The organism is Pedobacter ginsenosidimutans, assembly GCF_001442625.1.
GTDB lineage: Bacteria > Bacteroidota > Bacteroidia > Sphingobacteriales > Sphingobacteriaceae > Pedobacter > Pedobacter ginsenosidimutans.
In genome coordinates, this window is sequence record NZ_LMZQ01000002.1 from 21,088 (window position 1) to 46,333 (window position 25,246).

The 25,246-nt window shown below is 40.9% G+C and carries 22 protein-coding genes; 11 read left to right on the forward strand and 11 right to left on the reverse strand.

What is annotated here, in order from left to right; genetic code table 11:
• Positions 1-46 precede the first annotated feature (46 nt).
• The 8 genes from ASU31_RS02730 (at position 47) to ASU31_RS02765 (ending at position 4,970) form a co-directional block, all read left to right on the forward strand.
• On the forward strand, positions 47-382 hold the full coding sequence (locus tag ASU31_RS02730) for a hypothetical protein (RefSeq protein ID WP_057930873.1): 336 nt from the start codon (positions 47-49) through the stop codon (positions 380-382).
• 183 nt (positions 383-565) lie between these two features.
• Complete coding sequence (locus tag ASU31_RS02735) at positions 566-772, forward strand: hypothetical protein (protein WP_057930874.1); 207 nt, start codon at positions 566-568, stop codon at positions 770-772.
• A gap of 224 nt (positions 773-996) precedes the next feature.
• Complete coding sequence (locus ASU31_RS02740; RefSeq protein WP_057930875.1) at positions 997-1,236, forward strand: hypothetical protein; 240 nt, start codon at positions 997-999, stop codon at positions 1,234-1,236.
• The gene (gene yidD / locus ASU31_RS28090) at positions 1,233-1,520 is read left to right on the forward strand and encodes a membrane protein insertion efficiency factor YidD (RefSeq protein WP_057930876.1); all 288 of its coding nucleotides are present in this window, start codon (positions 1,233-1,235) and stop codon (positions 1,518-1,520) included. The genes ASU31_RS02740 and yidD overlap by 4 nt, the downstream gene beginning before the upstream one ends.
• Positions 1,521-1,563: 43 nt before the next feature.
• The gene (locus ASU31_RS02750; RefSeq protein ID WP_057930877.1) at positions 1,564-1,944 is read left to right on the forward strand and encodes a DUF6804 family protein; all 381 of its coding nucleotides are present in this window, start codon (positions 1,564-1,566) and stop codon (positions 1,942-1,944) included.
• Positions 1,945-1,981: 37 nt separating this feature from the next.
• Positions 1,982-3,313 (forward strand): hypothetical protein, encoded by a 1,332-nt coding sequence (locus ASU31_RS02755; RefSeq protein ID WP_057931082.1) that lies wholly within the window; start codon positions 1,982-1,984, stop codon positions 3,311-3,313.
• A gap of 10 nt (positions 3,314-3,323) precedes the next feature.
• Entirely contained in the window at positions 3,324-4,172 is an 849-nt protein-coding gene (locus ASU31_RS02760; RefSeq protein WP_057931083.1) for a hypothetical protein, read from the forward strand.
• Positions 4,173-4,439: 267 nt separating this feature from the next.
• Positions 4,440-4,970 carry a thermonuclease family protein gene (locus ASU31_RS02765; protein WP_057930878.1) on the forward strand — a complete coding sequence of 177 codons (531 nt, stop codon included), beginning with the start codon at positions 4,440-4,442 and terminating at the stop codon, positions 4,968-4,970.
• Positions 4,971-5,290: 320 nt separating this feature from the next.
• On the opposite strand, the gene ASU31_RS02770 is transcribed toward ASU31_RS02765, so the two are convergent.
• From ASU31_RS02770 to ASU31_RS02805, 8 genes are read right to left on the reverse strand one after another with little or no spacing between them, the layout of a single operon-like run.
• Positions 5,291-6,001, reverse strand: coding sequence for an OmpA family protein (locus ASU31_RS02770; protein WP_057930879.1), 711 nt, complete (start codon positions 5,999-6,001; stop codon positions 5,291-5,293).
• Between the two features lie 13 nt (positions 6,002-6,014).
• The gene (locus tag ASU31_RS02775; protein WP_057930880.1) at positions 6,015-6,668 is read right to left on the reverse strand and encodes a TerD family protein; all 654 of its coding nucleotides are present in this window, start codon (positions 6,666-6,668) and stop codon (positions 6,015-6,017) included.
• Positions 6,669-6,671: 3 nt separating this feature from the next.
• Complete coding sequence (locus tag ASU31_RS02780) at positions 6,672-7,238, reverse strand: TerD family protein (protein ID WP_057930881.1); 567 nt, start codon at positions 7,236-7,238, stop codon at positions 6,672-6,674.
• A gap of 24 nt (positions 7,239-7,262) precedes the next feature.
• Complete coding sequence (locus ASU31_RS02785; protein WP_057930882.1) at positions 7,263-8,543, reverse strand: hypothetical protein; 1,281 nt, start codon at positions 8,541-8,543, stop codon at positions 7,263-7,265.
• A 5-nt stretch (positions 8,544-8,548) separates the two neighbouring features.
• The gene (locus tag ASU31_RS02790) at positions 8,549-12,454 is read right to left on the reverse strand and encodes a hypothetical protein (protein WP_057930883.1); all 3,906 of its coding nucleotides are present in this window, start codon (positions 12,452-12,454) and stop codon (positions 8,549-8,551) included.
• Positions 12,455-12,460: 6 nt separating this feature from the next.
• Positions 12,461-14,104 carry a hypothetical protein gene (locus ASU31_RS02795; RefSeq protein WP_057930884.1) on the reverse strand — a complete coding sequence of 548 codons (1,644 nt, stop codon included), beginning with the start codon at positions 14,102-14,104 and terminating at the stop codon, positions 12,461-12,463.
• Positions 14,105-14,122: 18 nt separating this feature from the next.
• Positions 14,123-14,461, reverse strand: coding sequence for a hypothetical protein (locus tag ASU31_RS02800; RefSeq protein ID WP_057930885.1), 339 nt, complete (start codon positions 14,459-14,461; stop codon positions 14,123-14,125).
• Between the two features lie 27 nt (positions 14,462-14,488).
• Positions 14,489-16,027, reverse strand: coding sequence for a hypothetical protein (locus ASU31_RS02805; RefSeq protein ID WP_057930886.1), 1,539 nt, complete (start codon positions 16,025-16,027; stop codon positions 14,489-14,491).
• 618 nt (positions 16,028-16,645) lie between these two features.
• Between ASU31_RS02805 and ASU31_RS02810 the strand changes: the two genes are divergently transcribed.
• Genes ASU31_RS02810 through ASU31_RS02820 form a run of 3 tightly spaced genes read left to right on the forward strand, consistent with a single transcriptional unit; the run spans position 16,646 to position 19,519 of the window.
• On the forward strand, positions 16,646-17,503 hold the full coding sequence (locus tag ASU31_RS02810) for a COG1470 family protein (protein WP_057930887.1): 858 nt from the start codon (positions 16,646-16,648) through the stop codon (positions 17,501-17,503).
• A 29-nt stretch (positions 17,504-17,532) separates the two neighbouring features.
• Entirely contained in the window at positions 17,533-18,546 is a 1,014-nt protein-coding gene (locus ASU31_RS02815) for an ABC transporter ATP-binding protein (RefSeq protein WP_057930888.1), read from the forward strand.
• Entirely contained in the window at positions 18,491-19,519 is a 1,029-nt protein-coding gene (locus tag ASU31_RS02820) for an ABC transporter permease (RefSeq protein WP_083505249.1), read from the forward strand. The genes ASU31_RS02815 and ASU31_RS02820 overlap by 56 nt, the downstream gene beginning before the upstream one ends.
• 144 nt (positions 19,520-19,663) lie before the next feature.
• Here ASU31_RS02820 and ASU31_RS02825 read toward each other — a convergent pair whose 3' ends face one another.
• The 3 genes from ASU31_RS02825 to ASU31_RS02835 all read right to left on the reverse strand — a co-directional run bounded on the left by ASU31_RS02825 (position 19,664) and on the right by ASU31_RS02835 (position 25,229).
• Positions 19,664-20,557, reverse strand: coding sequence for a Rossmann-fold NAD(P)-binding domain-containing protein (locus tag ASU31_RS02825; RefSeq protein ID WP_157257911.1), 894 nt, complete (start codon positions 20,555-20,557; stop codon positions 19,664-19,666).
• Positions 20,558-20,655: 98 nt separating this feature from the next.
• Complete coding sequence (locus tag ASU31_RS02830) at positions 20,656-22,068, reverse strand: efflux transporter outer membrane subunit (RefSeq protein WP_057930890.1); 1,413 nt, start codon at positions 22,066-22,068, stop codon at positions 20,656-20,658.
• Between the two features lie 8 nt (positions 22,069-22,076).
• Positions 22,077-25,229, reverse strand: a complete 3,153-nt coding sequence (locus tag ASU31_RS02835) for an efflux RND transporter permease subunit (protein ID WP_057930891.1) — start codon at positions 25,227-25,229, stop codon at positions 22,077-22,079.
• Between the last annotated feature and the right edge of the window lie 17 nt (positions 25,230-25,246).

Sequence of the window (25,246 nt, forward strand, 5' to 3'; positions counted from 1 at the left end):
AGGTTAGCCGTAAGGAATACATTTTTTGCCTAAATATCTTAGTGGCATGAAACATCTCGTTGCACTGTTATTATTAACGTTCATAATGGGCAACGCCCAGGCACAAAAACAGAAAGCAGTCACCTATCAGTTAATGGAGCCGGGTTTTAACACCAAAGCAATTAAAGGAACCATCAGCGAGGTATACACTACAAAACGTTATGGCAAAACCTTTTGGTGGGTAGTAATCGGCACCGATACCATTATCCATGTATGGCCCAGGCACCTAGATACCGCGACCATGAAACCTGGTATAAACCGTGCTTTCTATTCCATTAAACGCCTCGATAATAGCTGGTGGAAGAAAGAAAAATCAGAGGATTATGTTAAGCCGAAGGAATAATTCATTTCGTAAAATCCATATAAACGATTGGCGATTTTGAGTAGGGCTATAAGTCTCGCGAGGTCGTCATTTCGACTGCAATGGAGAAATCTGATAAAAAGAAACTTATAAATTTTGCTTTACGGTTTTCCTTTAGGAAAAGATTTCTTGTCGTTATAGGTTTATAGTCTAAAATGATTTAAGATGAAAAAGTATTATGTAAACAAAAATGCCCAAAGCAACGGCGATCATGAAGTTCATGATGAAAACTGTACTTACTTACCTTCTAGTGATAACAGAAAGTATTTGGGTGAATTTTCTTCATGTAAGGGCGCGGTAACAGAAGCGAAAAAAACTTACAGCAAATCAAACGGTTGCAGAACATGTTCTATAGACTGCCATACCAAGTAAAACTGATATAACTTATAAGCGCTTAAAAATTGAAGGATTGTTTCATGTTCGTTTAGGAAAATGGGGCAATCCTTCTTTAGTGTTTAAATTGTCCGTAAAAACACACAATCAACTGAAAATCAAGTTGTAATTTTTATTAAATACTTTATCTTTTTACGGTTTTCCGTAAGGTTTGGGGTTTAGGCTTGTATACTTTTGAATTATAAACTTAAAACAAACTTATCATGGAATACAAAGTAGTGCCATTTACCGCAACATTGAATCAAAAAAATGAAACTACAGCTGCGGTTGCTAGTCAATTAGAAAATTTAATCAAGCAATTTACTAATCAAGGTTGGGAATACATCAGATTAGAAAGTGTTTCAACTTATGTGCAACCTGACCCAGGGTGTTTTGGTTTAGGTGCAAAACCTGGTTATTTAGCTTCCTATCAAATGGTTGTTTTTAGCAAAGGTGCAGTATGAAAATAATTTTACTATTAATCATTAGGATTTACTGGTTAGTATTTCCTCAAAATAAAAGACGTAAATGCATTTTCAAAGTAAGTTGCTCTAAACATGTTTATCAAATTACTAATGAAAGTGGCCTGTCGAAAGGGTTTATTGCACTAAAATATCGATACCAAAACTGCAGAACTGGCTTTCATATTTTCGAAAATCATATCGATGGTAGTAAGATGATGATATTACCCGATGGTCAATTGCTTCAAGAAAATGAGATTGCAGCTAGATTTTTCTCCTATAGCTAAGGTTTACTCTCTAAAATTAATTGAATTCCTATACTTTTCATCAATGAAACCATTCCTGATCGTTTGTTCAATCTGCTGTTTTGTAGCAATATTGAAGTTGCCCATTGAATATTACACCTTTCTGAGAGCAATAGTTTCACTGGGCGCTTTGCTGCTTATTTACGTTTGGACAAAACGAAAAAACTATGCTTTAACAGTTGTTTTTATACTCGTCCTCATTCTTTTTAACCCCCTGTTCCCCATTTATCTGCACCGAAAAGGCATTTGGATCCCGCTCGACATAATTACCGGCTTACTCTTTTTACTGATCGCCTTTTATAACAAAAAACAACCCGCAAAAAAAGAAGAAAAAGCCCTAGAAGTTTTACCTGTTCAAAAAACATACGCCAGAGACCGGATTGTTTCTGCAAAGCGAGAAATATAATCATGAATTTAATAAATCAAACTCAAAACTTAATGTTATGATTGCCCAAATAGAAGAATTTTTTAACCCAAAAACAGCTGAAGCGCCTCAGGATGAAAATGTGGAGATCAAGGAACCTGTTGCCGAAGAAGCTGAAGAAGTAAGAAAAAGGACCTATCACGAAGCCGGTTTTAGAGATGGATCGCGGAACAGCGGTAGCCCACTGGCCCTTTCGATATGCCTGAACGCCATTTATGCCAGGTTTCAAAACGAAGAAAAAGAGCTGGTAGAAAAACAGCAACTGGCAAAAGAGCCTTATATTAATGAGCATAAAAGCAAGGAAACTGAAATCAAAACTCTTGCTATCAGCGAAGAAAGCAAAAAACAGCAGATTACGCAGGTAGAAAGCAATATCAGAAAGGTAAAAGACAATATCGAAGAGTTAAAATTCGAAATTAATGAGCTGGCGAGGGATCCGGAAAAATATCACGTCAGTGCTTCAAAAGGTGCCTCAACAAAATTTTGGATCGGTCTGATCATCCTGATGCCTTTAAGCTTGTATTTGTTTACCTTTTATATTTCCACCTCTTATTCGGCTTTTTTTAAACTGTTAGATGCGAACAGTGTCACCGTCGTTATGAATATTCTTGATGCAAAAGCTTTTGAAAAGGCCTGGCAGGACGGTTCGCTGGAAGGTTTATTTGTCACCTTTATCCCTTTTGTGTTCCTGGGTTTGGGTTATTTGATCCATATGTTCGGTGAGGTTAAAAGCAAATGGAATTATTTCAAAATCGGAATCCTTTTTACCACATCCCTTTTATTCGATGCTATACTGGCTTACCAGATCGAAGAGAAGATTTATGAACTAAATAAAACTGCAGAAGATGACAAATTTGGAATTTTCGTTGCCTTTGGCAAAATCCAGTTCTGGGGAATTATATTCGCGGGTTTTGTGGTGTACCTCATCTGGGGCGTAGTGTTCGATTTTATCATGAAAGAACACCGCGAGAAAGACAAAATCAAACATGAGCAGCTCCGCAGAAAAAAAGACATCCAAATTCATCAGGATAGGATAACGGATATCGAAATGCAAAAAGGGAAACTGATAGAAGAACTTAATGAAATTAAGAAATCATCGTTAGAAGCACAAGGACGCGTTACCTCACTACAAAGAATAATTGATGCGGTAATTATCCCCACCAAAGAGTACGTATTGTATGCTTCAGAATATATGCAAGGCTGGATTACCTTCATCAATCAGAAACTCCATATATCTCAATACGAAAAAAGTGCACTCGAAAACGAATGTATTACCTGTTATCACGAAAACCTTAAAAGTGTAGGTGCCAGTGAAGATTCACAAAATTCTGTTTATGTATCTACTTTATAAACCCGGCACCATGAAACCGAAATTATTAACCTTTTTCTTGATCCCTTTATTTGTTGGTGTTTTTATAAAGGAAAGTAAGGCCCAAAACCTGAACATTAGCTTTTTGTTAGATTTATCTGATCGGATCGACCCTAAAAGAAACCCTGGACTTTATCAGCGCGACCTTCAATATATTAAATCCGTAGAAAAGGTTTTTGTAGATCATGTAATGAAAAAGAAGATGCTTCTTTTAAAAGACCAGATGCAGGTATTCTTTAATCCAATTCCTAAAATTACGAACATTGATCAGTTAAGCCAAAAATTAAAAGTTGATTTTAATCCTAAAACGAGCAAAAAGGACTTCCAGAATATAGACAGGGTTTATACCGATAATCCTGCCAAAATTTATCAGTATGCGATTAAAGATGGCAATTACGTTGGCTCCGACATCTGGAGATTCTTCAAAAACAATGTACAGCAGTACTGTATTAAACCGCAACATCGGAATATTCTGGTGATATTAACGGATGGTTACATGTACCACAAAAACAGTAAAATTGAGATAAAAGGCAAAAGCTCTTATATCACCCCAGAATTTCTAAGCTTAAAAAAGCTCAACACAGCAAATTACCAAAGTATAATGAAGAAAAACAACCTGGGCTTTATTTCTTTTCCCTATAATTTAAAGGACCTCGAAATTATTGTTTTAGGCATTAATCCTTCCGTTAAAAATCCTTACGAAGAAGATGTAATTAAGCAATATTGGACAGATTGGTTCAAAGCCATGAAGGTGAAGAAGTTTGATCTGCGAACAACCGACTTAGCTTCTAGCCTGGAGCCTGTAATCAATGATTTCATTCAAGGAAACCATAAGCCATAATTATTTCTACATTTACCATATTCTACTTATACACAGCTGTTAATCGTTCATCTTTTTCATAATCAATCCCCCCATCATGAAAACCCTCTCCTTATTAATTTTTTTCGTTGTCAACATTACTTGTAAAGAAAATACAAGCGTGTACATTTGCAACAGTCCTGGCGCTAAAAAATACCACTATACCTCCAGTTGCCGCGGTTTAGGCAATTGCACGTATAAAATTATAAAGGTGGATATAGAAAAAGCCAAAAAAGACGGAAAAACATTATGCGGTTGGGAAAAGTAAGTTTATTGGTTTTATTGTTTACGCTCCAGGCTTGTTTCATCCCACCAGGCGAAAGCAAACCACTAAGAAACTACAATCATCTTGTTTTTACCGCCAAAGTGATCCGGATTATGGATGGCGATACCATGGAAGTACTGTACGAAAACCAGCCCATTAAGATCCGTTTGGCACATATCGATTGTCCTGAGAAACGTGGTTCGCAACCTTTTGGCAATAATGCTAAAAAAGCACTTTCCGATTTGTGTTTTGGGCAAATCGTGAGTGTGCAAGGCCAGAAATACGATCGCTATAAAAGGTTAATTGCTGTGGTGATTAACAGCAAAAAACAGGTGGTGAACCAGGAAATGATTAAACAGGGCATGGCCTGGCATTTTAAAAAATATTCGAGTGACCCATTATATGCTCAGCTGGAAGTTGAAGCAAGGAAGCATAAAACAGGGCTATGGCAGGAAGCTGATGCGGTAGCGCCCTGGGAGTGGCGGAAACCAAAACTGCAACCACTTAAAAAATAAGAGATGAAAGATTAAATAAATCATTGCTTTCTTATATTAAAATGCCTGATAGCATATTCATCTATCAGGCACCCATCCTATAAAAATTTTGCTATACCTTTCTCAATGCAGTTTTTAACACTGATAGAATAAAAAGGATACAAAATATGGTTACTATCGGAGCAAAAACTTCTAACCAGCCAATGCGCCCGATAATTATTTTGATAATAAAAAGGATGCTGCTAAACAGCATCCCCAATAAGATTAAGATTTCCTTAAAACCCCTTTGTTTTGTTTTCTTTGTGCGTCTTTTTGCCACAGGTTTTTCTTAAATGGTTAGCTTATAGAAATGTAATTTCAACACGCCTATTCTTTTTTCTTCCAGTATTGGTGCTATTTGATGCAATCGGATTTTCAATGCCTTTTCCTATAGTGCTTATCCGAGCTGCTTCAATATTCAGTGAGGTTAAATGATTTTTAAATGCCTCTGCCCTCAACTGCGATATCTGTTGATTTACTGCTAAGGGGCCATCACTGCTTGCATAACCATCAATATGGATGGACGCCGTAGGGTTTTTGGCTAAATGTGCCAAAATGCGTTTAATTAAAGGTTTGTTAATGCTTGCAAAAGATGATGTTCCCCGGGCAAATGTTACCGGTACCGTATGATTTAATGCTTTTAGTGCTGCAGTTTCTAATTTAGGCGAAGCATCATCCAGTCTGTTTTTTTTGTTTGATTTTTCTTCGGTTCCCAAAGCCTTTATCGGCGCAGCTGTTGTGTCTGTACCATCAACTTTTTCTTTTGTCGGTGTTATGGCTTTAGCCACGGCGACCGGATCTGAAGAAACATTTTGGGTGGGCTCTTTTGCAACAGTATCTAACGTTTTATTAGATGAATAATACCAGATACCACCACCAACAATTAATATCCCAAACAGTCCAATTAACCACGCCCGTGACCTTGGAGCTGGGAGCTCAACCTCTCCTTTAGAAAGATCAAATTTAGATGGTTCCTTTTTAGAATCATCCTTTTTATTTAAATCAAATGCCATAATTTTATATTGTTTAGGTGTACATATCAACTAAAGTTTGTAAACTACCGGTGTGCGGCCTGCCCATTGCTTCAAATTCCCAGCTATTGCCAACACGGAATAAACGTCCAAATTCTACAGCATCTTCATTGGTATACTGGTCTTTCAGGTCGTAACGCAATATTTCCGAACCATTACTTTCGTCAACGATTCTGATGTAACAATCGTTTACTTTTCCAAAGTCCAGGTCTAATGTTCTCCTGTCTTTTTTATTGTCATGAGGGTATTTACAGATCGTACAGCAAATGATAATCTGTTCGATTTTATCGCTGACTTTGGATAAATCAATAAACATATCTTCATCGTCGTCGCCATCACTTCTGGTTCCATCCGGATCATCTATAGCGCCGATAATTGCTCCATCTTCAGTAAATGGCCTAAATAGGCCTTTTTCTATCTTATCCTCAATTTTATTGCCCATCCTTATCTGCCCGTAAAAGGTAAAGTAAGAATCAGAAGGGATTTTAAAATCACTGCCTATCGAAAAGGCCGAAACATCGAGGTCGAATTCTGGTCCTCCCTGTTGGTCGTTAGGATTCCAGCCCATTCCAATTTTTACAACGGTTAGTCCGGGCGCTGCCTTTGAAAGGGAGAACCGATCTCCCTTATTTAAGTTAAAACTGCTCATCTTTTATTGATATAATTCTATTAATGTATTAAGGCCACCAGAAAAAGCCTGGCCAAGGGCCTCGACATTCCACTCACCACCATTTCTGGATAAAGAGGCAATCATGAGGGAATCTTCATTTGTAAATTCTTCCTTAAGCATATATTGGCACAGAACCGATTTATCGGCATTGTTTCTGATATTGATGTAGGAGTTTTGAACGTGGCCAAAATGATGGCCTCTTTCTTCGCTTTGATCGATGGTTACCGCAAAATAAAGGAACTCAACTCTTGGGTCTATTTTGGATAAATCGATATGGATTACTTCATCATCGCCATCACCTTCGCCACCTCTGCTATCGCCAGGGTAATGAACAGAACCATCTGGGCTGGTATTATTGTTATAAAAAACAAAGTATTCATCGGCAATGAGTTTACCATTTTCGCCGAGCATAAATAACGATAGGTCGAGATCTACAGAATGCCCGTTTACAAGGGCTGTATCCCAACCTAAACCGGCAATAATGTTATTTAAACCTGGTTCTTCCATGGTTAGTGATACAGGTTTTCTTTTTTCTATTTGTATAGCCATTTTATTATGTTTTAATTGATGCACCTAACTTTTTTTAGGAGGCAGCGGTGGTGGTTTTACTGAATTATTTTTTGTGCTTTGCGGTACTTTTAATTCGGGTAGCTTGGGGATATTCACCGATTTTGGAGCGCCACTTTCTTTTTTTGGTGGCAAAGGTGGTGGTGGTTTAGGGGTTGGTAGCGGAGGCCTTGTTATTACCGGTGCTGCAGTAGGTGCTTTTATTTTAACACTGTAATTGATACTGGCAATTTCCTGAAAAATAGACTGCATGGTATCTTTAACATCAAGTGGTCGTAATGCGACAACATGGTGATATTTTTTAAGCAGTTTTTCGGAAAAATAAAGTGTGTTGATTTCTTCTGATCCAAGTAAGATCATCACATTATCAGCCGATAAGTTATTTACCTTCAACAGGTCGTCTATTGCCCTGAAAATCATTCCATCATTGGCATAATAATGAAGCCTGTCGTTTAGGTTTTTCCCCTTTATATTAAACCAGTACCGGTTTCCGTCTGATAGTTCAGCCTCACCATTAATAATCGGATTGATATTTTGAAGTAAACCTGCACAGAACGGCAGCAGAAAAGAAATTTCGTTCTCTTTATTAATCGACAGATAAGAGTTTTGGAGAATAATGTATTCTACAATCATATCGGCCAATATTTTTACCCTTGGATCTGCACCCTGACCTACCAGTTTGGCTGAGCCCAGCACATCGGCCTTAATATTTTTATAAAGTTTTAGATAAAGTACATCATCAATACCATTCATTAGCAGGATAGCCTTATTGTTTGGCAGTACCTGTTTTTGAGCCAGAATGTTAAAAAGTGTATGGTTATACCCGACGCGGTCTAAATTAAAGTAACCGGCTTCCTGGAACAGGGTTTCGATAAGGGATTTTTCGTTGTCTTCAATATCGTCATCAAATAAAAAGCGTAAAGGGAACTGCTGTCTGTACGATTCGATAGAATCGGCTTTGTATAATACCGTATTTAAAAAGTGCGATAGGTATTGTTCAATACCGTAATAAAATAGCTGTTTAACAGGCTTTTTGTTGCCGTAAATAATAAAGTGTTTACTGGGATCCTTTGTAATTTCAAAGTAATTGCCATAAGCATGTGGATCATTCTTATAGAAACGTTCCCTCGCTGCGGCCCCAAAAATAAAATCGTTGCCATTTACATAAAAGTATAAAGGAATTTCATTCGATTCCTTCATTTTTAATGGAGCATAAGGGTTACTGTCTGATTGATACCAGAAAGAAACTGTCCGCTTCGATATTTTTGCCAATACACAGAATTTCATCACCACTATTGTTTTTGAATACCCTTAAGCAAGTGTTTTTCGAAGAATTTCATGCCTTCCAGAATGATGATTGGAGCCACATAATCGAAATCTTTCTGATCGTCGTGTTTCCGCTTTTGCGCTTTGATAAAATCCGGCTCTCCTTTGATATAGTTTTCGATGTTCATATCCTGAAAACCGGCCATAAAATCTGTTGCATTCATTTTCAAACCGAACATGCTCGATGAGACCTTATAAAACAGGTCTGCAAAGTCCATAAACCTTGGGCAATGCGGCTTGCCTTCCTGTGGCAGGCAGATAAAGTGGTTCCCGATATGCTCCAGCATTTCAGGGGTAATGGAATTGGTCGATTCCAGGTACTTAAATTCACCATTTGGAGTAACTACACAGAAATTATCTTCACCTAATATCTCAATGGCCTGTTTATTGGTAGGCACCAGAATACTGGTGATATTGGTTGGGATTGCCAAACCTTTCGATACTTCGTATTTAACATCTGCATTGTCTGTTCCGCGCTGCGAATTGATATCGATTATCTTTAACGGACTGGTTGTGATCGGACTAATGGTTTGTTTAGCCACTGCTTCTCCACCCATTCCCCTGATAAACATCTGCGAATAATAATCATCGGCTGCGGCGGGATTTACTGCTGTAAACCAGTCGAATATCCTGGCGCCCTTTCCTGCAAAAGCAATTTTTATTTTAGGCGGGATGGCTTTAACCGCTGGAGGGGCATCTTCAGATTTTACAATTTCATTCCTTAATTTATAGGCAAGCTGACCTGCATAAAACATGATCAGGCCTGTAACATACAGGTTAATGCTCATCATTTCTTTACACTCAGCAGCAATTAAAAGGTAAAAAGTTTCAAAGTCTGATGCCTCTAAGCGATCAACAACCTGCTCAAAATAATATGGAGCTGTATTTTCGTTAAATTTAGGTGTGCCGGAATTTAGTCCCTGGATTGATATTTTTTTCTTTTCGCATATCCTGAGCAGCACATTTTTAAAATTTGGAGAAAACTTGGTTGCCTGTGCCACACGTTCGGCAGCGAAACGGATTGAGTTCTGTTTGATCATTGCCTTTCCACCTTCCATTTGGCACAATGCAGTAATATCCGTTGTACTACCACCGATATCGAAACAGAGTACTAACTCTCCGGGGTTAATCGAATAACCCCCATTTGGGCGAACCAGGTAATTTGCTACGGCACAAGCTTCGGATAAGGATTCTTCATTGCTTAACTTTTTGAAATCGAACCTTACCGGGCCGGTTTCAGTTTTGATATCAACAGCTGTAACTATTTTTTGGGCCTCATTGCCCCAACCTGCAGCAGTATCTGCTTTAGGTTGTTCACCCCATCCGGCATTCACCGTTTCTGCTGAACCCCAGGCCGAGGTTGTGGCTGTAGGGGCTGAAGCCTGACTGCCCCATCCAGATGCAGCTACCGGAGATCCCCAGCTATTACTGCCCGATGTGTCGCCGATATCTGAAAGATCAGAAGGAGGGAAGGTTTTTAATTTAACGTTGCTTTCAATTGGTGATATTTCTTTGAGCGAGTCCCATATTCCCCTGTACTCGCTCAGCAATTCCTTGCCCATTGATGATGGATAAGACCATTTTAAAGTATGCGGTTCGTGCCCTTCAATAAATAACTGTGCGTATACATGAAGGAGCAAGGTGCTGAGATAGGCCGTTTTATAGCTTTTATCAATCTGTTGTGTAGACCATTTCATGTTGTACACCAGCTCGGCCCTGCCAATCCGGTTATAACCTAAAATGTACCTGTTGTTTTCTGCATTTTCAATGGGCAGGTTTTTTTCAAAACATGGAAAACCACCTTTTACCGCCTGCGCCATTAATGAATTAATTTGGATGTTGCCATCGTTCACAACCCTTCTCGAATCGTGTATTGTTAATACGGATTTAATGGAATTGGTCAGGATTTCGTCGTTCTGAAAGAAGAAAATCTCATCTTCTACTGCTGGCCTCTCGTCATTGTTTTTGCTGTCGCTGGCCAGCAATGACACCCTCTTATTGGTCAGTTTTAAATTTTCGCAAACCTCATTCCGTTGATCGGAAAAGTAAGCAATCGATGAATTTGTACTGCCAAAGTCGACACCCAAAAAGGCCGGAGATAATGCCCTCGGAGCGTTTAACATGTTTATGGGTAAAGATTGTGTATTGCCAGATCCGTCGTAACGGATAATCCCAAAACCACAATCAACCCCAGCGTGTGCAAATTTTATCCCTTTAAAAGGTTTATTGCTTTCGTATATTTCGTATTTGTATTTATTGTCGGCCACTGCATTGTTCGAGGCAATATGAAGTTGCGCTTTGATGTTACCGTATTTTTCCGGAATTACTGCTGCTTTTCCGTTATTGGCGAGGTATAAAGGGATACCCTTCTCATCTAAAACTATCCTGAAAAAATCATCATCAACATTTCCGATAAATGGCGTAGCCTGAAACTTAGCGTCGTTATGCGGTATTTCTGAGTAAAGAAAATATCGGTTCCATTGTTTGGATATAAAATTAGGCCACATTAAAATGTCTTTTCCACTGATCAATTCGGAGGTTACCTTATAAATTACCTCTTTAACAATCTCTTTTCCGGTTTCGGTATATAGTTTTAACTGAACGATTAAACGTTCGCCGTCTTTATCTGCTGGGTCGTAAATAGCGGTAATTCTCGATTTTACGTTAGATGATTCCGAAATACCCACCAATGCGTCAAGCGTAGCACCAAAAACATTTAGAGCCAACGGTGTTAATGGGAGTGTAAAATAAACGTAGCTGTTCAGCTGGCCCTTGGTTTCGGCCGCCAATAGCAATATGGGTTTTGATTTTAGAAAGTTCCGGGTTTCCATCCCTTCTCTGCCAAAATCTATCTGGGCAATCTCGGTAGTATCCGGAAGCAATAAATCTTTCGGATCAAATAGGATACTTCCTTCTTTCGATTCGTTATAGATAATCCCCTCCGAACCGTATAATTCTGTAGAATAGTTGAAAAGCAGGCTAAAAGGATAATTGAATAAAGAGCCAACTTCGGGCGGTGTAGATTTATCAAGTTTTGGATATCCCTTTGCCTGCTGATAAATAACCATCTCGCTCATCCAGGCTTGGATACAGGTCGAAATATTTCCATATTCTGGCCTGATCAGTTCTTCTACTCCGGCATAATTTAACCTGAACCTTTCAATATTATCCAGAATGTGTTTGGCGTAACCATACAGTGTAAAAAGTTCCTGCGGATTAATCTCAGATTGTAAAGGATCGATAAATTTTCCGTTCTGTACGTTGATGAAAGGGAATTTTTCCTTAATCTGGTACGATACCGAAGTAAAAACAAAACTGTCTGGAGAAGTTCCACCGATAACGTTACCCTTAAAAGACATTACATCAATAAAGGGTATTTTATCTGCATTATTTGCTAAAGATTGATCACACCATAAGGGTTTTCGCTCGAATAGCATATTGCCAAATGCACCAGTGGGTTCGTATATATTTTCTGTTGTATTTAAATGACCTCCGTCTGAATAAGATAGATGAATCCTATTCGTTTCTATATCTTTATAGTTTAAGGCTATACAACTGATCAATCCTTTCCATTCACTGATCAGGGACTTATAGAACAACATTAAACCTGATGCTTCAGCATCTTTATCGCGGATATTATCTATGGCATTTTTGAATAAATTGGCCCTGGCAAATACAGAAGGTATACCAGATACAATTGTTCCGATATTAACAGAAGAATTTCCGTCCTGATCAACTGCGATTTCGGGTATCAGGATGTTTTTTGTAAATACTTCAAGCTGGGGAATTTTATCCCAGGCAAATTCGACTCCGTTCGGCTCTGTTTTAGGATGAACTTTTATCGCCAGGGCTTTGATTCTTTTATCTGACATGGTTCTTTAGTTTATATCGAAGTTTTGTGAAATGGTAAGTGCATTAAAAATGTGCGCAAGGAATTTCTCCTTGGTGGTATTTACTTTTTGCTCGTCTTTGGGATTGGTATTGATCAGTTTTTCGACGAAAAGATCATAGCGGTCCCTAAAAAGCCCCCCTTTACTCCAATGGTGTTTTTCATCCAGGAAAATGGTTCCAACATCCAGTTTTTTTAGTTCGGAAGGGTTATCAGGGAATGCCTTGCTATCAAAGAGGAACCTGCCTGGGGCAACAGAGTTTCTAACCTGGTAAAGCCAGCCCGGTATAAATTTGGCATCCTTGAATGTGTAGGCAAAGAGTTTAAAGTATTCGTTTATATCTTTGCATTCTGCATCGGTAATGGTACTGTATTGGTTGAGTTTTTGATTCTCACATTGTTTGATGAAACCTTTTATACCTGCATCATCAAAAGCGCCACCGTTTTTGGTTAAAGAAATGTGTGCCAGCGAGAAAAAGGCGCCGAGTTTATTTACAAATATTTCACCTGATTTATTTTCATTGCCTATAAAGTCGTCAAAAGAGAAATTGAACGAATTATCTTTAAATTCTACTGCTTTATACAGGTAATCTGCTTTTGCACTGTTTAAACCATCGCTTCGGGTAAAGAAATCGTATGCTGCACAGGCACATAACAATTCTGTAATATGACATGGGTTTTTTTGCTCGCTTCCTCCAGTTATGGTCTGATTGGAAATGTTGTTGCCATCAATTTTTTTGCTTTCTATCGGCCAGCCGATATGGTACAATAGCTTGTAACACTTCTGAACCGTAGGATCGCTCTGATAAAACTGCAGCGCAGCCTGACTGTTTAAAGGAAAGAATGACGAATCGGCGATTACACTATTCGCTTTGCTTGCCTTTTGTTTATCATCGGGTTTGTTAAAGGTAAAATACGCTGTTAATAATGTTGAGCCAAATTTGGCTTTAGCAAAATCGATACTGGCATTACCGTTAGAACGGATTTTTACGAAATCCTGTAACGCCTTTGGAATTACTGGAATAGAAGATGCACCTGTACCGCCAAATATAGACCCAAAAATAAAAACCCTCGCATTTGCACCAGCACTTTCCAGTTTACCCATAAAAGCATCTAATTCCCTTTCCTGCGATTGTACCTCAGAACCTTTTATAATATTCCGCGCTGCTTCAACAATGCCATGGTACATCAGCATAGAACCCAGGTGGGTTTGGGCCCGGTAGCCATGATCCAATGCAAATTCCTGTACTGAGCCATTGTCCAGAAACAGATCAGAGATTAATTTATTGGCTTTCTGCTGCTCGGTTGAGCCCGTGGTAATTTTGCTAATGTTCTTATAAGTTTCCCTTCCAGGGCCGGCATAATTGGTAAAAAACCGGTGTAAATTCAGTTTGGCTGAAAAGAAAGTATTTGCATTTGGTGTTCCGCCTACACTTGAGCCGGTTGTTTTGATCCGGTTATAAAGGCCGATCAGTTCTTCAACCCGCCCTTTGTTCCCATTATTTTGATCGGTATCAAGCGTGAGGATTTCGATTTCCTGATTGTCGAACATTCCGATTCCACACAAGTGGGTAAAGGCTTCCAAACAGCGCATCCCGGTACCGCCTATCGCGATTACGAATAATTTATCCATTGATGTTTTGATTAGGGATTAAAACCAGTGGCCGATTTTTCCGGTGGAAAATATTTTGCTCATTACAAAACCGATGATGATGTAGAGAATAAAACCGATAGCTGTACCTATACTCAAGGCTGTTACATAATTATTCAATACCATAATGTTTGCTTCTGGCTTGAACGCATAATAGCCCAATAGAAAACATACAGCAGGATTTAAGATGGCTAATATCCAAAACCAGGTTTTACGTGCCTGTGGGTCTTTGGGATTACTCCCCCCTTCAAATTTGATAGCGTTTGCAATGATGGCAGATAAAAGAAGAAAGATCAATGCGGTAATGATCGAGATGATGTAAGCTGAAGTTGATTCCATTTTAGAATTTATTTTAATGATTTTGGATTACTGTTTAGTTTTGATATAGTATGAGTACACTACTTTATCTACAGGTTTAAGTTCCTGTAAGGTGTTTTTTATAGATTCGGATAAAGCGGTATTGGGAGTGCTTTTGGCATTAATCCACTCGAATTTTGACATTTTTGTGCCTTGTAGATTAGGTGTGGCAGCATTTAATAAAATATCCACCTTAACTAATCCATCAGGATTATGGATGTTAACGAGACTAAACTTAGGGTCAAAAGAAACACCAAGTTCAACCTGTTTTGGATTTAGCGCTTTGGTATTTGTAAACAGGGTTTGATTTAAGGTAAAAACCTCATTTATTGGGTTCGCTGCCTGTGGTTTGTAAATCCATTGCTCTTTTAATTTCCCTTCGGTATTATAGCATTCGAGTGCAATTGCATCACTTTCTTTGTCAGAGAACTTGGCCTCGCCATTATTTCCTTTGGTTAATTTTGGCTGATGTTTTTTAGCTTCTTCAGCTTTGGCAAAATTTTCGAAATCAGCTGTCACATCCGAAACTTTTACGCTGAAGTTTCCGAAAGTGTAACTATCCCCGTTACTCAGATCAATCAACAGCTTCCGGAAGAAATCGTTAAATTGATTTTGGCCAGCGTATGTAATATGCAGTTGATCGATGTTTTTCCAATCTAAACCAAGTGGATAAAACTCAAAGTTGTGCCCATTTTTAAGGCCGTTAATGTAACCTTCCTTTAAATCGAGGATGTTTTTTGCCTTATCTGATTTTGCACTTTCATCATAAAAAATACCGCCTGATTTTTCTGAAGGATATACTGTAGATAGCTTATAAGCACTGTTCGATAAATCAAATCTGGTTGTTGATGGCGAAAGTTTTGATTCGAGTTTTGAAATTATGCTTCCTGCATCAGGATTACCACAGCTGAATATGGTAAAGTAAAGATGTTTGTTAACCTTTCCTTCTTTATAATCGGCAATAAAAAAATGGACCGCATTTCCTTTTGCAAGCCATTGGGAGAAGGGGATTTTTAAAAAGGCCGTATTTGTAACCTCTATGTTATTTTGCCACTCCTCAAAATCGGTAATCAGGAGCGCATCGTTGTTGCCGGCAACAATTTTCTCTACTGTAGCTTGCAAAGGTGCCCAAATATCAACGTATTGCTTCGGATCACTTACCTGTTGGCCCAATTCGGTTGTATTGGCTACGTTTAATAATGATATTTTTTTGGAGCCTAATTTGTAAACTTCAAACTGCTGGGCAAGAACGGTGTTGAAGCAGGCCGACATCATACTTTTAATCACAGGGTCATTAAAGGCCTTATTTATACCAGATGAAAAATCAATATAAAGTGCCGGGGTACCTCTTTTCGGATTATGGCCTGGGGTTATGGCCTTATTGTATGTTTCGATACGCTTTCCTAAATCCTGATCATAAAAGTTGAAATTTGTAGCAGCAAACGGATCTTCTGATTTGGATCCTCCAGAACCTTTACATGCTGAAATTGCAAATAAGGCCAGTAATCCCATTATCCTGAAAAAATTCAGAGTATTGCTTGTTTTCATAACTTATAAATTTTAATGCGCTTTGTATTGTTTAGTTGATCAAAAGTATAAGCATAGTAAGGGCAATCCTTACGGAAAACCGTAAAGGGAAAATTAAAGGCGATTTAATTTTTAGAACCGAATGGAAGTAATGGAGCTCGAAAAAAGATATGCTTCGGCGATACAGTGCTAACTTAAAGCGCAACTTTTGTAACCTGTGTAATATCAAAATTGTAGTGATTTAAAGGGAAGCGTTCTGCTTCTCTTTCTTAATACGACGTAATTGACGGATTTTTGCTCTATCTCCCCTGTCTGGCAGCGTACAGGATAATGCTTGGTTTGGACACTTTGAGCAGGCATTCATTGCCGAATTGGGTCTTTACAATTAATTAGAATTTGATTTAAAACAGATACCATTTAGCCCGCTCAGGCAAGGCTAAACTTATTTTATTTAAAATTAGTGGCTACCATAAACAAACGTCGAAAAACACCAGCGCTGGCCTGCCTTAACCGGCCAATTGTTAAAAAATGTTAAAGGAATTTGAAAATATTATTTTGTTGTTTTTTTTTGAACCTCCATCAGATAAACAAACAGGAAAGCATTTTTTAGAGCAATTATTTATTTTTTGATTTTAGATCATGTTATCAGCATTACCATTTAACCGTTTTCGCTTATCAGGAAGATTTGCGTTTTTTTTCATCATCTTTTTTGCGCCATCACTGGCCACTATTGCCCAACCATTAAACGAAGCCAAGGCAGGTCCATCGGCTTTTACGGCCAAGCTGATTAATATTGAGGCGGCCACGAATGAGGTTTTCAGGTACAGCACTACCCTGCATAATGGAACCAAAAAGCAGGCCATTTACGAGCTGAAGGCAACGTTGCCCGAGGGCTGGGTAGTGAGTTACAAAGTAGAAGGCAACCAGGTTACCTCGCTTAATATGGATGCAGGCAAAAGCCAGGAAATTGCAGTGGAGATTAATGCCAGTGCAAATGCATCACCTAAAAAATACAATATCCCCCTTAAAGCCGTTTCGGCCAATGATACCCTTTTACTTAAGCTCGAAGCGGTAGTAAAAGGCTCGTATGGTGTTGCCATGAATACGCCGAGCGGAAGGCTGAGTGAGGAGGTGAGCTCGGGCGGGCATAAAGACCTGCAACTGGAGGTTAAAAACTCCGGCACACTGGCCCTGAACAACCTGGAGCTGAGCAGCCAGCTGCCGAGCGGCTGGGAAGTGCGTTTTGAGCCGGCCAAGATCAGTAAACTTGAGGCCGGAAAAAGCGTAACGGTTACCGCCTTTCTAAAAGTTCCGGATAAAACCATAGCCGGAGATTATGCTGCAACCTTTAGCCTTTCTGGCGCCAATGCGAACACACAACTGGCGTTCCGCATGTTTGTTAAAACTTCATTACTTTCTGGCTGGATCGGTATTTTGGTGATTGTGCTCGCCATTGGCAGTGTATACTACCTCATCCGCAAGTACGGCAGAAGATAATCCATCCTTTAACAGCACAGATTTGAAAGATGGAACCTATCATACAACTCAGGAACCTAAGCAAAAGCTACGGAACTTTTAGGGCGGTTGACGATCTGAACCTGGACGTATACCGCGGTGAGATTTTTGGATTGCTCGGGCCAAACGGCGCAGGCAAAACCACCTCGATATTGATGATGCTTGGGCTAACCGACCCCACTAGTGGCACTGCGCATGTTTGCGGATATGATGCCACCAAAAACCCTATTGCGGTAAAGCAAAAGGTGGGCTATATGCCAGATAGTGTGGGCTTTTATAACCACATGACGGCCCTCGAAAATTTAATTTATTTGGGCAGGCTGAACAACCTGGACGAAAGTACATTAAAAGACCGGGCCAAAGCAGTGCTTAATATAGTGGGGCTTGCCGGCAGCATGGATAAAAAAGCCGGCATTTTTTCGCGTGGCATGAAACAGCGGCTGGGCCTGGCTGATGTATTGATCAAAGACCCTGAGGTAATTATTCTCGACGAGCCAACACTCGGCATAGACCCTGCAGGGGTAAAAGAATTTTTAAGCCTGATTAAAACCCTGAGCCAGCAGCAGGGCTTAACCGTTCTGCTCTCTTCGCACCACCTGCACCATGTACAGCAGGTATGCGATCGGGTGGGCATATTTGTTGGCGGGAAACTGCTGGCCCAGGGCGATATTGCCTCGCTTTCTGCGCACCTTTTTGGCAAAGAAGGAGCCGTTACCACAATTAAAACAGCGCAATTAGTAGAGCAGCCCTGGCCATTGGAAGCAGAAATGAGGCAATGGAATGAGGTTACAGCTATCGGCATTTCTGGCGATACGCTGGAATTTACCACCCGGCATGATATTACCCCCCGCATTGTTCGTCATTTAGTGGAAAAGGGTTATGGCATTTTACAGGTAAGCCGTAAGGAGTATGGCCTGGATGAGATCTATCAGAAATATTTTGAAAGTAGTTTTAATGAAAATCTAAATCATGGAAAATCAAGCGGTATCTTCAAGCGCGCTTTCTTCGGGCAGCACAAAAGATAAGAAATATAAGGGCTCATCTCATCCAAACAGGGCCTTTGGCGTAATCATCCGAAAAGAAATTGCCGATCATATCAGGAGCTGGCGCTTTTTGGTATTAGTTGGCCTGGTGCTGTTAACCTTTGTGGCTTCTTTATATGTTTCGGTAAGCAATATTAGAACGGCCTTTACCAATACGAACGATCCCGACCATGCTTTTATGTACCTGAAACTGCTTACCTCGACAGATAATGCTATGCCGCCTTTCCATGTACTGCTGAGTTTTCTTGCACCCTTGCTTGGCATTAGCATGGGCTTTGATGCCATTAATTCGGAGCAGAACAATGGAACTTTAACCCGGCTTTTGGCACAGCCGATTTACCGGGATAACCTGCTGCTGGCTAAATTTAGCAGTGCAATAATGATAGTAGGCATGCTTTTTCTTTCGCTTACCTTACTGATGATTGGTGGGGGGCTGGTGTTAACAGGCGTTAGGCTGGAAGCTCAGGAACTGATCAGAATAATGGGTTTTGTTTTTGTAACCCTGCTGTACGTTGCTTTCTATTTAAGTTTATCTATCCTGCTTTCTATTGTTTTCAGGCAACCGGCTACTGCTGCGCTGAGTGCTTTGGGGCTGTGGCTGTTCTTTACTGTTTTTTACCCGATTATTGTTAACCTGGTTATAAGGGCCTTTTTACCCGACCCTGCCTACCTTACGCAGGCACAGGTAATGGGTTACAATGAATTTATTTTAGATATGATGCGGATTGCACCAAACCAGCTTTATACTGATGCGGCCACTACATTATTGATGCCATCGATACGGAGCCTCGGCCCGATGAGCATGGAGCAAATGGCAGGTGCCATTCCCAGTCCGCTTCCGGTAAAAGAGAGCCTGATGATTGTATGGCCCCAGTTAAGCGGGATGATTGCCGCCAGTACAGGTTGTTTTGCCATTGCTTATTACCTTTTTATGCGTAGGGAAATTAGAAGTTAAAGCGGATATACTTGGTTAGACATGATTTGATTGGGAAATAGAATTCATTAGACCGTTCATCACAAAATATTATTAAATTTAGCTGATGAACGGCAGGCCGCGAAGCGCACTTATCTAAGTTCTAAATAACAAAATCGTTGCCCCTTATCCAAGCACCAGGAACTTTTTTGCAAAGGACTCAAAGTTTTCTTCCCTTGCAGAAAGGATGTTGTCCAGGTTTTCTGTGGTGTATTCAAAAAGCCCTTCCGCAATTTTGCGGTGCAGCACCTCAACCATAATGTCTGCCTGTTGGAGGGGCGTGCCCGATTCCACCATTATCTTTTTTAAAGTATTCCCGTCAACATTAAAGTTCCTGACCTTCGTGTGGGTGAGCCGAGAGGCAATTTGAGCCATATCCTCGAAAGAATGGAGATAGGAACAGGTAAGGTGGTAAATCTTGTTTTTATGGTGTTTACCCATCACAACTTTTGCTATGGCAAGGGCAATGTCGCTGCGTGAAGCGAAATTGAATTTCCTTCCCAAGGTTGCAGAACTGATTCCTCCAATGGAAAGCGTGCGTAGAAATGCCAGGTTGAAAATCGATTCCCGGTCTATTCCATTTAACAATAACGTATAAGGCAGACCAAAATCTACATCTTCAACATGATCGGAGATATTGCAGAATGGGTGGGTGAAATTTCCGAAACCTGGTGAGGGCGCGAGGATCACCACATGGCCAATAGCAGCGAGCCTGGCAGCAGACATGATTTCAAACATTCTTTTGCGGTAATCTGTTTTTTCTATGAGCGGGAGGGTTATGATCAACTTGTCAATATCCGAAAAACCGCCTACCATGGTGCTGGATGCATCCGGTTTTAATTGCCTCGCTAGGGTGTCAGTTTCCCTTAAGGGTGCAAACTCCTCTGGCCTGTCGAAAAATACCACCATCTGTGAAGCCTCCAATCCCATTGATTTTAAGCGGTTGATGGTTTCGCTGGCAAAACAACCTGCATGATCTATTATGCCAACCCTTTTTGCTTCTTTGTATTTTAAGATCATAATTTTCGGTTTTTCCGACATTTTCAGTTAATCAATGGGGTGGACATTTTCCACCCCATGCAGATCGACCTTAAAGACCGCGGGAGAGATTCTTAAATTTATTCCACACCACCACCAAGCGAGCGGTATAGATCTATTATGGCATTAAACTGATCGCGTTTGATCTCAGTTCTTTCCAGTTCGTTCTGTAAACTGTTGTTCTGCGCTACGATCACCTCCAGATAGGTAGCCATTCCGCTCCTGAAGAGTAGCATCGCATCCCGGCCTGCTTTTTCAAGTGCAGCCCTTTTTTCATCCACAAGCAACGAACGCTCCTGAGCATATTTCGATTTTACCAGCGCATCAGATACTTCTCCAACAGCGGTCATCACCGAAAGTCTGAACTGTTCTGCAGACTTCTGTTGTTCGAGCTGTGCGATTTCGTAAGCAGTCCTAAGTTCCTTTTTACGGAAGATAGGTTGGGCAATATTGCCTGCAAAGTTTCTCGCCAGTGAACCCGGAAGGTCAAACCAGTTGTTGAACTTAAATGAGTTCATGCCAACAGAAGGGGTAAGGCTGAATGCAGGAAACATAGCTGCCTTAGCAAGGCCAGTATTTGAGTTTGCAGCCATCACGGCATATTCAGCTGCTTTAATATCTGGCCTGCGGGCAAGCAGCCTAGCAGGTACACCTGTCTGGAACAGTCCGGTACGGATCAGATCGGCCCTGCCAGAAGCCCTTTCAATTTGATCAGGGAATTTTCCGCAGAGGATACTTAATGCATTTTCTTGTACCGCTATGTTCTGTTTTGTTAAGGGAACAAGTAGCTCGGCTGTTTTTTTCTGCGCCTCTGCCTGGTCAACCGCAAGGGAATTTACCTGTGCAGATTTAAACTGTATCCGGATCATTTTCAGCGTACTGTCGCTCAGGGCGGTATTCCGCTCGGCAACCTTTAACTGCTCATCAAGGGTGATCAGGTTATTATAACTCTGCGCTACCTGTGCTACAATCCTTGTTCTCAATGCCGCCAGGTTTTCTTTTTGCATCAGGTAATTTGCCCTGGCACCTGCTTTTTGCATTTTTACCTTGCCCCAGATGTCAGCCTCCCACGAAAGGGACAGCGAAGCATTGAAATCATCCAGATAACGTTCACCCGTAAACTGCTGGTTTAACGAACCGTTCAGCGAGTTCTTCGACGGGAAATTCCTGGAGGCACCAATGGCCAGGTCCAGCGATGGGATCAGCCCCAGCTTTGCCTGTTTGTAGGAAAGGTTCACCTGCTCGAGGTTTAACATCGCTACCGATACATCCATGTTTTTCACCAAAGCCTGGTTGATCAGCTCGACCAGCTTGGGATCCTGAAAAAAAGTTTTCCAGGGCAATAACACTGTATCACCGGTTATCGAAATCTGTTGCCTGTAAACCACAGGGATTTCTATTTCCGGACGGCTGTATTTTCTGCCCACAGCACAGGAGCTGAGGTAAAGGCCCGTACCCAACAGAAGATATATATTGATTTTAGCTAATTTCATCTTAAAATTTACTTTGTTTGAACCTTGTGTTCTTCTTTCTTTATCGAAATCTTTTCCTGGAGAAACTGGAAAAGGATGTACAGTAATGGAATAACGAATACGCCGAGGATTACCCCACTAAGCATACCAATAGCCGCTCCGGTACTGATAGACCTGTTTCCCATAGCCGAACCGCCTGTTGCAGTCATCAAAGGAATCATCCCCACAATAAACGCAAGCGAAGTCATAATAATCGGGCGCAATCTTGATTTTGCCCCTTCGATGGCCGATTCAACTATTGATAGGCCAGATGCCCTTCGCTGAACGGCAAACTCCACAATCAGGATGGCATTTTTGGCCAGAAGGCCCACAAGCATAATCAGTCCTACCTGTACATAAATATTGTTATCCAATCCGATGGCCTTTATTGCAGCAAAGGCACCCAATACCCCCGTTGGAATAGAGAGCAGCACCGAAAGTGGCAACAGGTAACTTTCATACTGGGCAGCCAATAAGAAGTACACAAAAAGTAGGCATAACCCTAAGATCATTACCGTCTGGTTGCCCGACGATTTTTCCTCTAAGCTTAAGCCCGTCCATTCATAACCATAATCGGCAGGCAGGGTATTAAGGACGTTCTTTTCGAGCGTTTCCATAATCTGTCCGCTGCTGGCATCCGGGTTGCCCACCACGCTAATGGTAAGCGCATTGAAAAGATTATACCTCGACAGCGACTCCGGACCATAAACCTTGTGCATTTTTACCAATGATTTTACGGGTACCATCTGGTTTTGGTCGTTGCGTACAAAGATCTCATTGAAAGCATCCTCATCAGTTCTGAATATGCCTTCGGCTTTAACGTTTACCCGGTAGAATTTTCCGAACCTGGTAAAGTTCATGCTCTGGTCACCTGAAAAGTAGGTCTGGATGGCACTCATCATCCCGCTGATGCTTACGCCCATCTGATTGGCCTTGTCTTCATCAACCTCTATCTCCAATTGCGGATAGTCTGTTCTAAATGTGGTATAGGCATATTGAACACCTGGTTGCTGCATAATCTGGCCGATCAGCTTATCCGACATCGCTTTCAGTGCCGCTGGATCTTTTCCTGATTTATCCTGAAGCACGATCTCAGATCCACTGGTTACCCCGTAACCTTCTACCGGGGGACTTCTGAAAGCCATAACGGTACCTTCTTTGATCTCGGCAAACTGACCTGAAAGGGTAGCCATAATCTGGTCGATATCCTTTACCTCGCCACGCTCTTTTTTAGGTTTTAACTTAATGAAACCCATCGCATAGGCAGGACTTGCACTGTTTGAGAGAATGTTAAAACCCGTTATCGAGGTACTGGTCTGTACAGATGGTGTTTTGGACAGGATGGTGTCGAGCCTTTTGGTTACAGCCGTGGTACGGCTTAACGCAGTTCCGGGAGGCATACTCAAACTAAAGATCACGAAGCCATCATCTTCCATAGGTACAAAACTTTTTGGGGTACTCATCATCAGCCATGCGGCAGCACCTGTTATCACCACGACCAAACTTGCACCGAGCCATTTCCTGTTGATGAGAAACTTAAGCCCTTTGATATATTTTCCCGTCAGGTTATCAAAACCCGAATTGAAGGCTATAAAGAAACGTTTCTTAAAGCCCGGTTTTTCTGCTTTTTCTCCGTGACCGCCTATGTGATTATTTTTTAACAACAGTGCACAAAGGGCAGGGGTTAAGGTTAAAGCGTTAACTGCTGATATAATAATGGCAATGGCCAGGGTATAGGCAAACTGTTTGTAAAAAATACCCGATGAACCTGTCATAAAACCAATAGGGATAAATACGGCAGACATTACAAGCGTAATGGAAATTACCGCCCCGGTAATCTCACCCATGGCACTATGTGTAGCCTCTTTACCGGTCATGTCGGAGCCTTCCATTTTTGCATGTACGGCCTCAACCACCACAATGGCATCATCCACTACGATACCAATGGCCAGTACCAGTGCAAATAACGTAAGTACATTGATGGTAAAACCAAATGCCAGCAGGAAGAAAAACGTACCAAGGATGGCAACCGGAACTGCAATCGCCGGAATGATGGTTGAGCGGAAATCCTGAAGGAAAATAAATACCACTATAAAAACTAAAATAAAAGCTTCGATCAATGTATGTTTTACCTGGCCCGTAGCCTCATCCAAACGTTCTTTTGAACTCAATAAACTGGTATGGGAAACACCGGGAGGGAATGATTTTGCAGCTTTTGCAAGTTCAGCCCTAACACCGATCTCGATCTCGTTTGCATTCGATCCGGTAGTTTGAAGGATAGCCACTGTAACGGCATTTTTTCCGTTGGAGGTAGAGTTACCGCTATAGCTCAGTGAACCAAATTCAATTCTGGCCACATCTTTTAAGCGCACCAGTTCCCGCCCGTTCCGCTTGATCACAATGTTTTCGTACTCTTCGGGCTGGTTTTTCTTTCCTTTATAACGCATTACATATTCAAGTGCAGCGTCTGATTCCTCACCGAGTTTTCCAGGTGCAGACTCGATACTCTGAGCTGCAATTGCCTGGTTCACATCATCCGGGATCAGGTTGTAACTCGCCATTTTCTGTGGATTCAGCCAAACCCTCATCGAGTAGTCTTTCTGGCCGAATACCTGTGCCTGTCCAACGCCGGGAACCCTTTTTATGCCTGGAATGAGGTTAATGTTCACATAATTCTGTAAAAACAGCTCATCGTATTTCTTATTGTCATCGGTATAGATGTTAAAGATCATGATCATACTGTTCTGCTGTTTCGATGTGGTAAGGCCCATACGGATCACTTCCTGCGGAAGGATCGGTGTAGCCTGTTGTACCCGGTTCTGCACGTTTACGGCAGCCTGATCGGGGTTGACGCCCTGTTTAAAAATCACTGAAATTGAAAAGGTTCCGTCGTTACTTGCAGTGGATTTAATATACTGCATATTTTCCACGCCGTTGATCTGTTCTTCCAATGGTGTTACCACCGAGCGGATTACGGCCTCGCTGTTACCACCCGGATAACTGCCTGATACCATTACCGTGGGCGGGGAAATATCCGGGAACCTGGTTACAGGTAAGCGCGTTAAACCGATGATACCCAGAATGAGTAGCACCACGGAAATAACCGTAGCCATTACGGGCCTATCTATTATCTTTTTTAACATGTTTTCTTTTTTTTAAG

What these genes read in the sequence shown, in the direction of transcription:
- ASU31_RS02800 (WP_057930885.1), bottom strand. Translation starts at nt 14,461, where the DNA reads ATGGAATCAACTTCAGCTTACATCATCTCGATCATTACCGCATTGATC.
- ASU31_RS02740 (WP_057930875.1), top strand. Translation starts at nt 997, where the DNA reads ATGGAATACAAAGTAGTGCCATTTACCGCAACATTGAATCAAAAAAAT.
- ASU31_RS02820 (WP_083505249.1), top strand. Translation starts at nt 18,491, where the DNA reads ATGGAAAATCAAGCGGTATCTTCAAGCGCGCTTTCTTCGGGCAGCACA.
- ASU31_RS02795 (WP_057930884.1), bottom strand. Translation starts at nt 14,104, where the DNA reads ATGGATAAATTATTCGTAATCGCGATAGGCGGTACCGGGATGCGCTGT.
- ASU31_RS02825 (WP_157257911.1), bottom strand. Translation starts at nt 20,557, where the DNA reads ATGATCTTAAAATACAAAGAAGCAAAAAGGGTTGGCATAATAGATCAT.
- ASU31_RS02785 (WP_057930882.1), bottom strand. Translation starts at nt 8,543, where the DNA reads ATGAAATTCTGTGTATTGGCAAAAATATCGAAGCGGACAGTTTCTTTC.
- ASU31_RS02780 (WP_057930881.1), bottom strand. Translation starts at nt 7,238, where the DNA reads ATGGCTATACAAATAGAAAAAAGAAAACCTGTATCACTAACCATGGAA.
- ASU31_RS02790 (WP_057930883.1), bottom strand. Translation starts at nt 12,454, where the DNA reads ATGTCAGATAAAAGAATCAAAGCCCTGGCGATAAAAGTTCATCCTAAA.
- ASU31_RS02750 (WP_057930877.1), top strand. Translation starts at nt 1,564, where the DNA reads ATGAAACCATTCCTGATCGTTTGTTCAATCTGCTGTTTTGTAGCAATA.
- ASU31_RS02830 (WP_057930890.1), bottom strand. Translation starts at nt 22,068, where the DNA reads ATGAAATTAGCTAAAATCAATATATATCTTCTGTTGGGTACGGGCCTT.
- ASU31_RS02775 (WP_057930880.1), bottom strand. Translation starts at nt 6,668, where the DNA reads ATGAGCAGTTTTAACTTAAATAAGGGAGATCGGTTCTCCCTTTCAAAG.
- ASU31_RS02805 (WP_057930886.1), bottom strand. Translation starts at nt 16,027, where the DNA reads ATGAAAACAAGCAATACTCTGAATTTTTTCAGGATAATGGGATTACTG.
- ASU31_RS02815 (WP_057930888.1), top strand. Translation starts at nt 17,533, where the DNA reads ATGGAACCTATCATACAACTCAGGAACCTAAGCAAAAGCTACGGAACT.
- ASU31_RS02770 (WP_057930879.1), bottom strand. Translation starts at nt 6,001, where the DNA reads ATGGCATTTGATTTAAATAAAAAGGATGATTCTAAAAAGGAACCATCT.
- ASU31_RS02835 (WP_057930891.1), bottom strand. Translation starts at nt 25,229, where the DNA reads ATGTTAAAAAAGATAATAGATAGGCCCGTAATGGCTACGGTTATTTCC.
- yidD (WP_057930876.1), top strand. Translation starts at nt 1,233, where the DNA reads ATGAAAATAATTTTACTATTAATCATTAGGATTTACTGGTTAGTATTT.
- ASU31_RS02735 (WP_057930874.1), top strand. Translation starts at nt 566, where the DNA reads ATGAAAAAGTATTATGTAAACAAAAATGCCCAAAGCAACGGCGATCAT.
- ASU31_RS02765 (WP_057930878.1), top strand. Translation starts at nt 4,440, where the DNA reads ATGCGGTTGGGAAAAGTAAGTTTATTGGTTTTATTGTTTACGCTCCAG.
- ASU31_RS02760 (WP_057931083.1), top strand. Translation starts at nt 3,324, where the DNA reads ATGAAACCGAAATTATTAACCTTTTTCTTGATCCCTTTATTTGTTGGT.
- ASU31_RS02755 (WP_057931082.1), top strand. Translation starts at nt 1,982, where the DNA reads ATGATTGCCCAAATAGAAGAATTTTTTAACCCAAAAACAGCTGAAGCG.
- ASU31_RS02810 (WP_057930887.1), top strand. Translation starts at nt 16,646, where the DNA reads ATGTTATCAGCATTACCATTTAACCGTTTTCGCTTATCAGGAAGATTT.
- ASU31_RS02730 (WP_057930873.1), top strand. Translation starts at nt 47, where the DNA reads ATGAAACATCTCGTTGCACTGTTATTATTAACGTTCATAATGGGCAAC.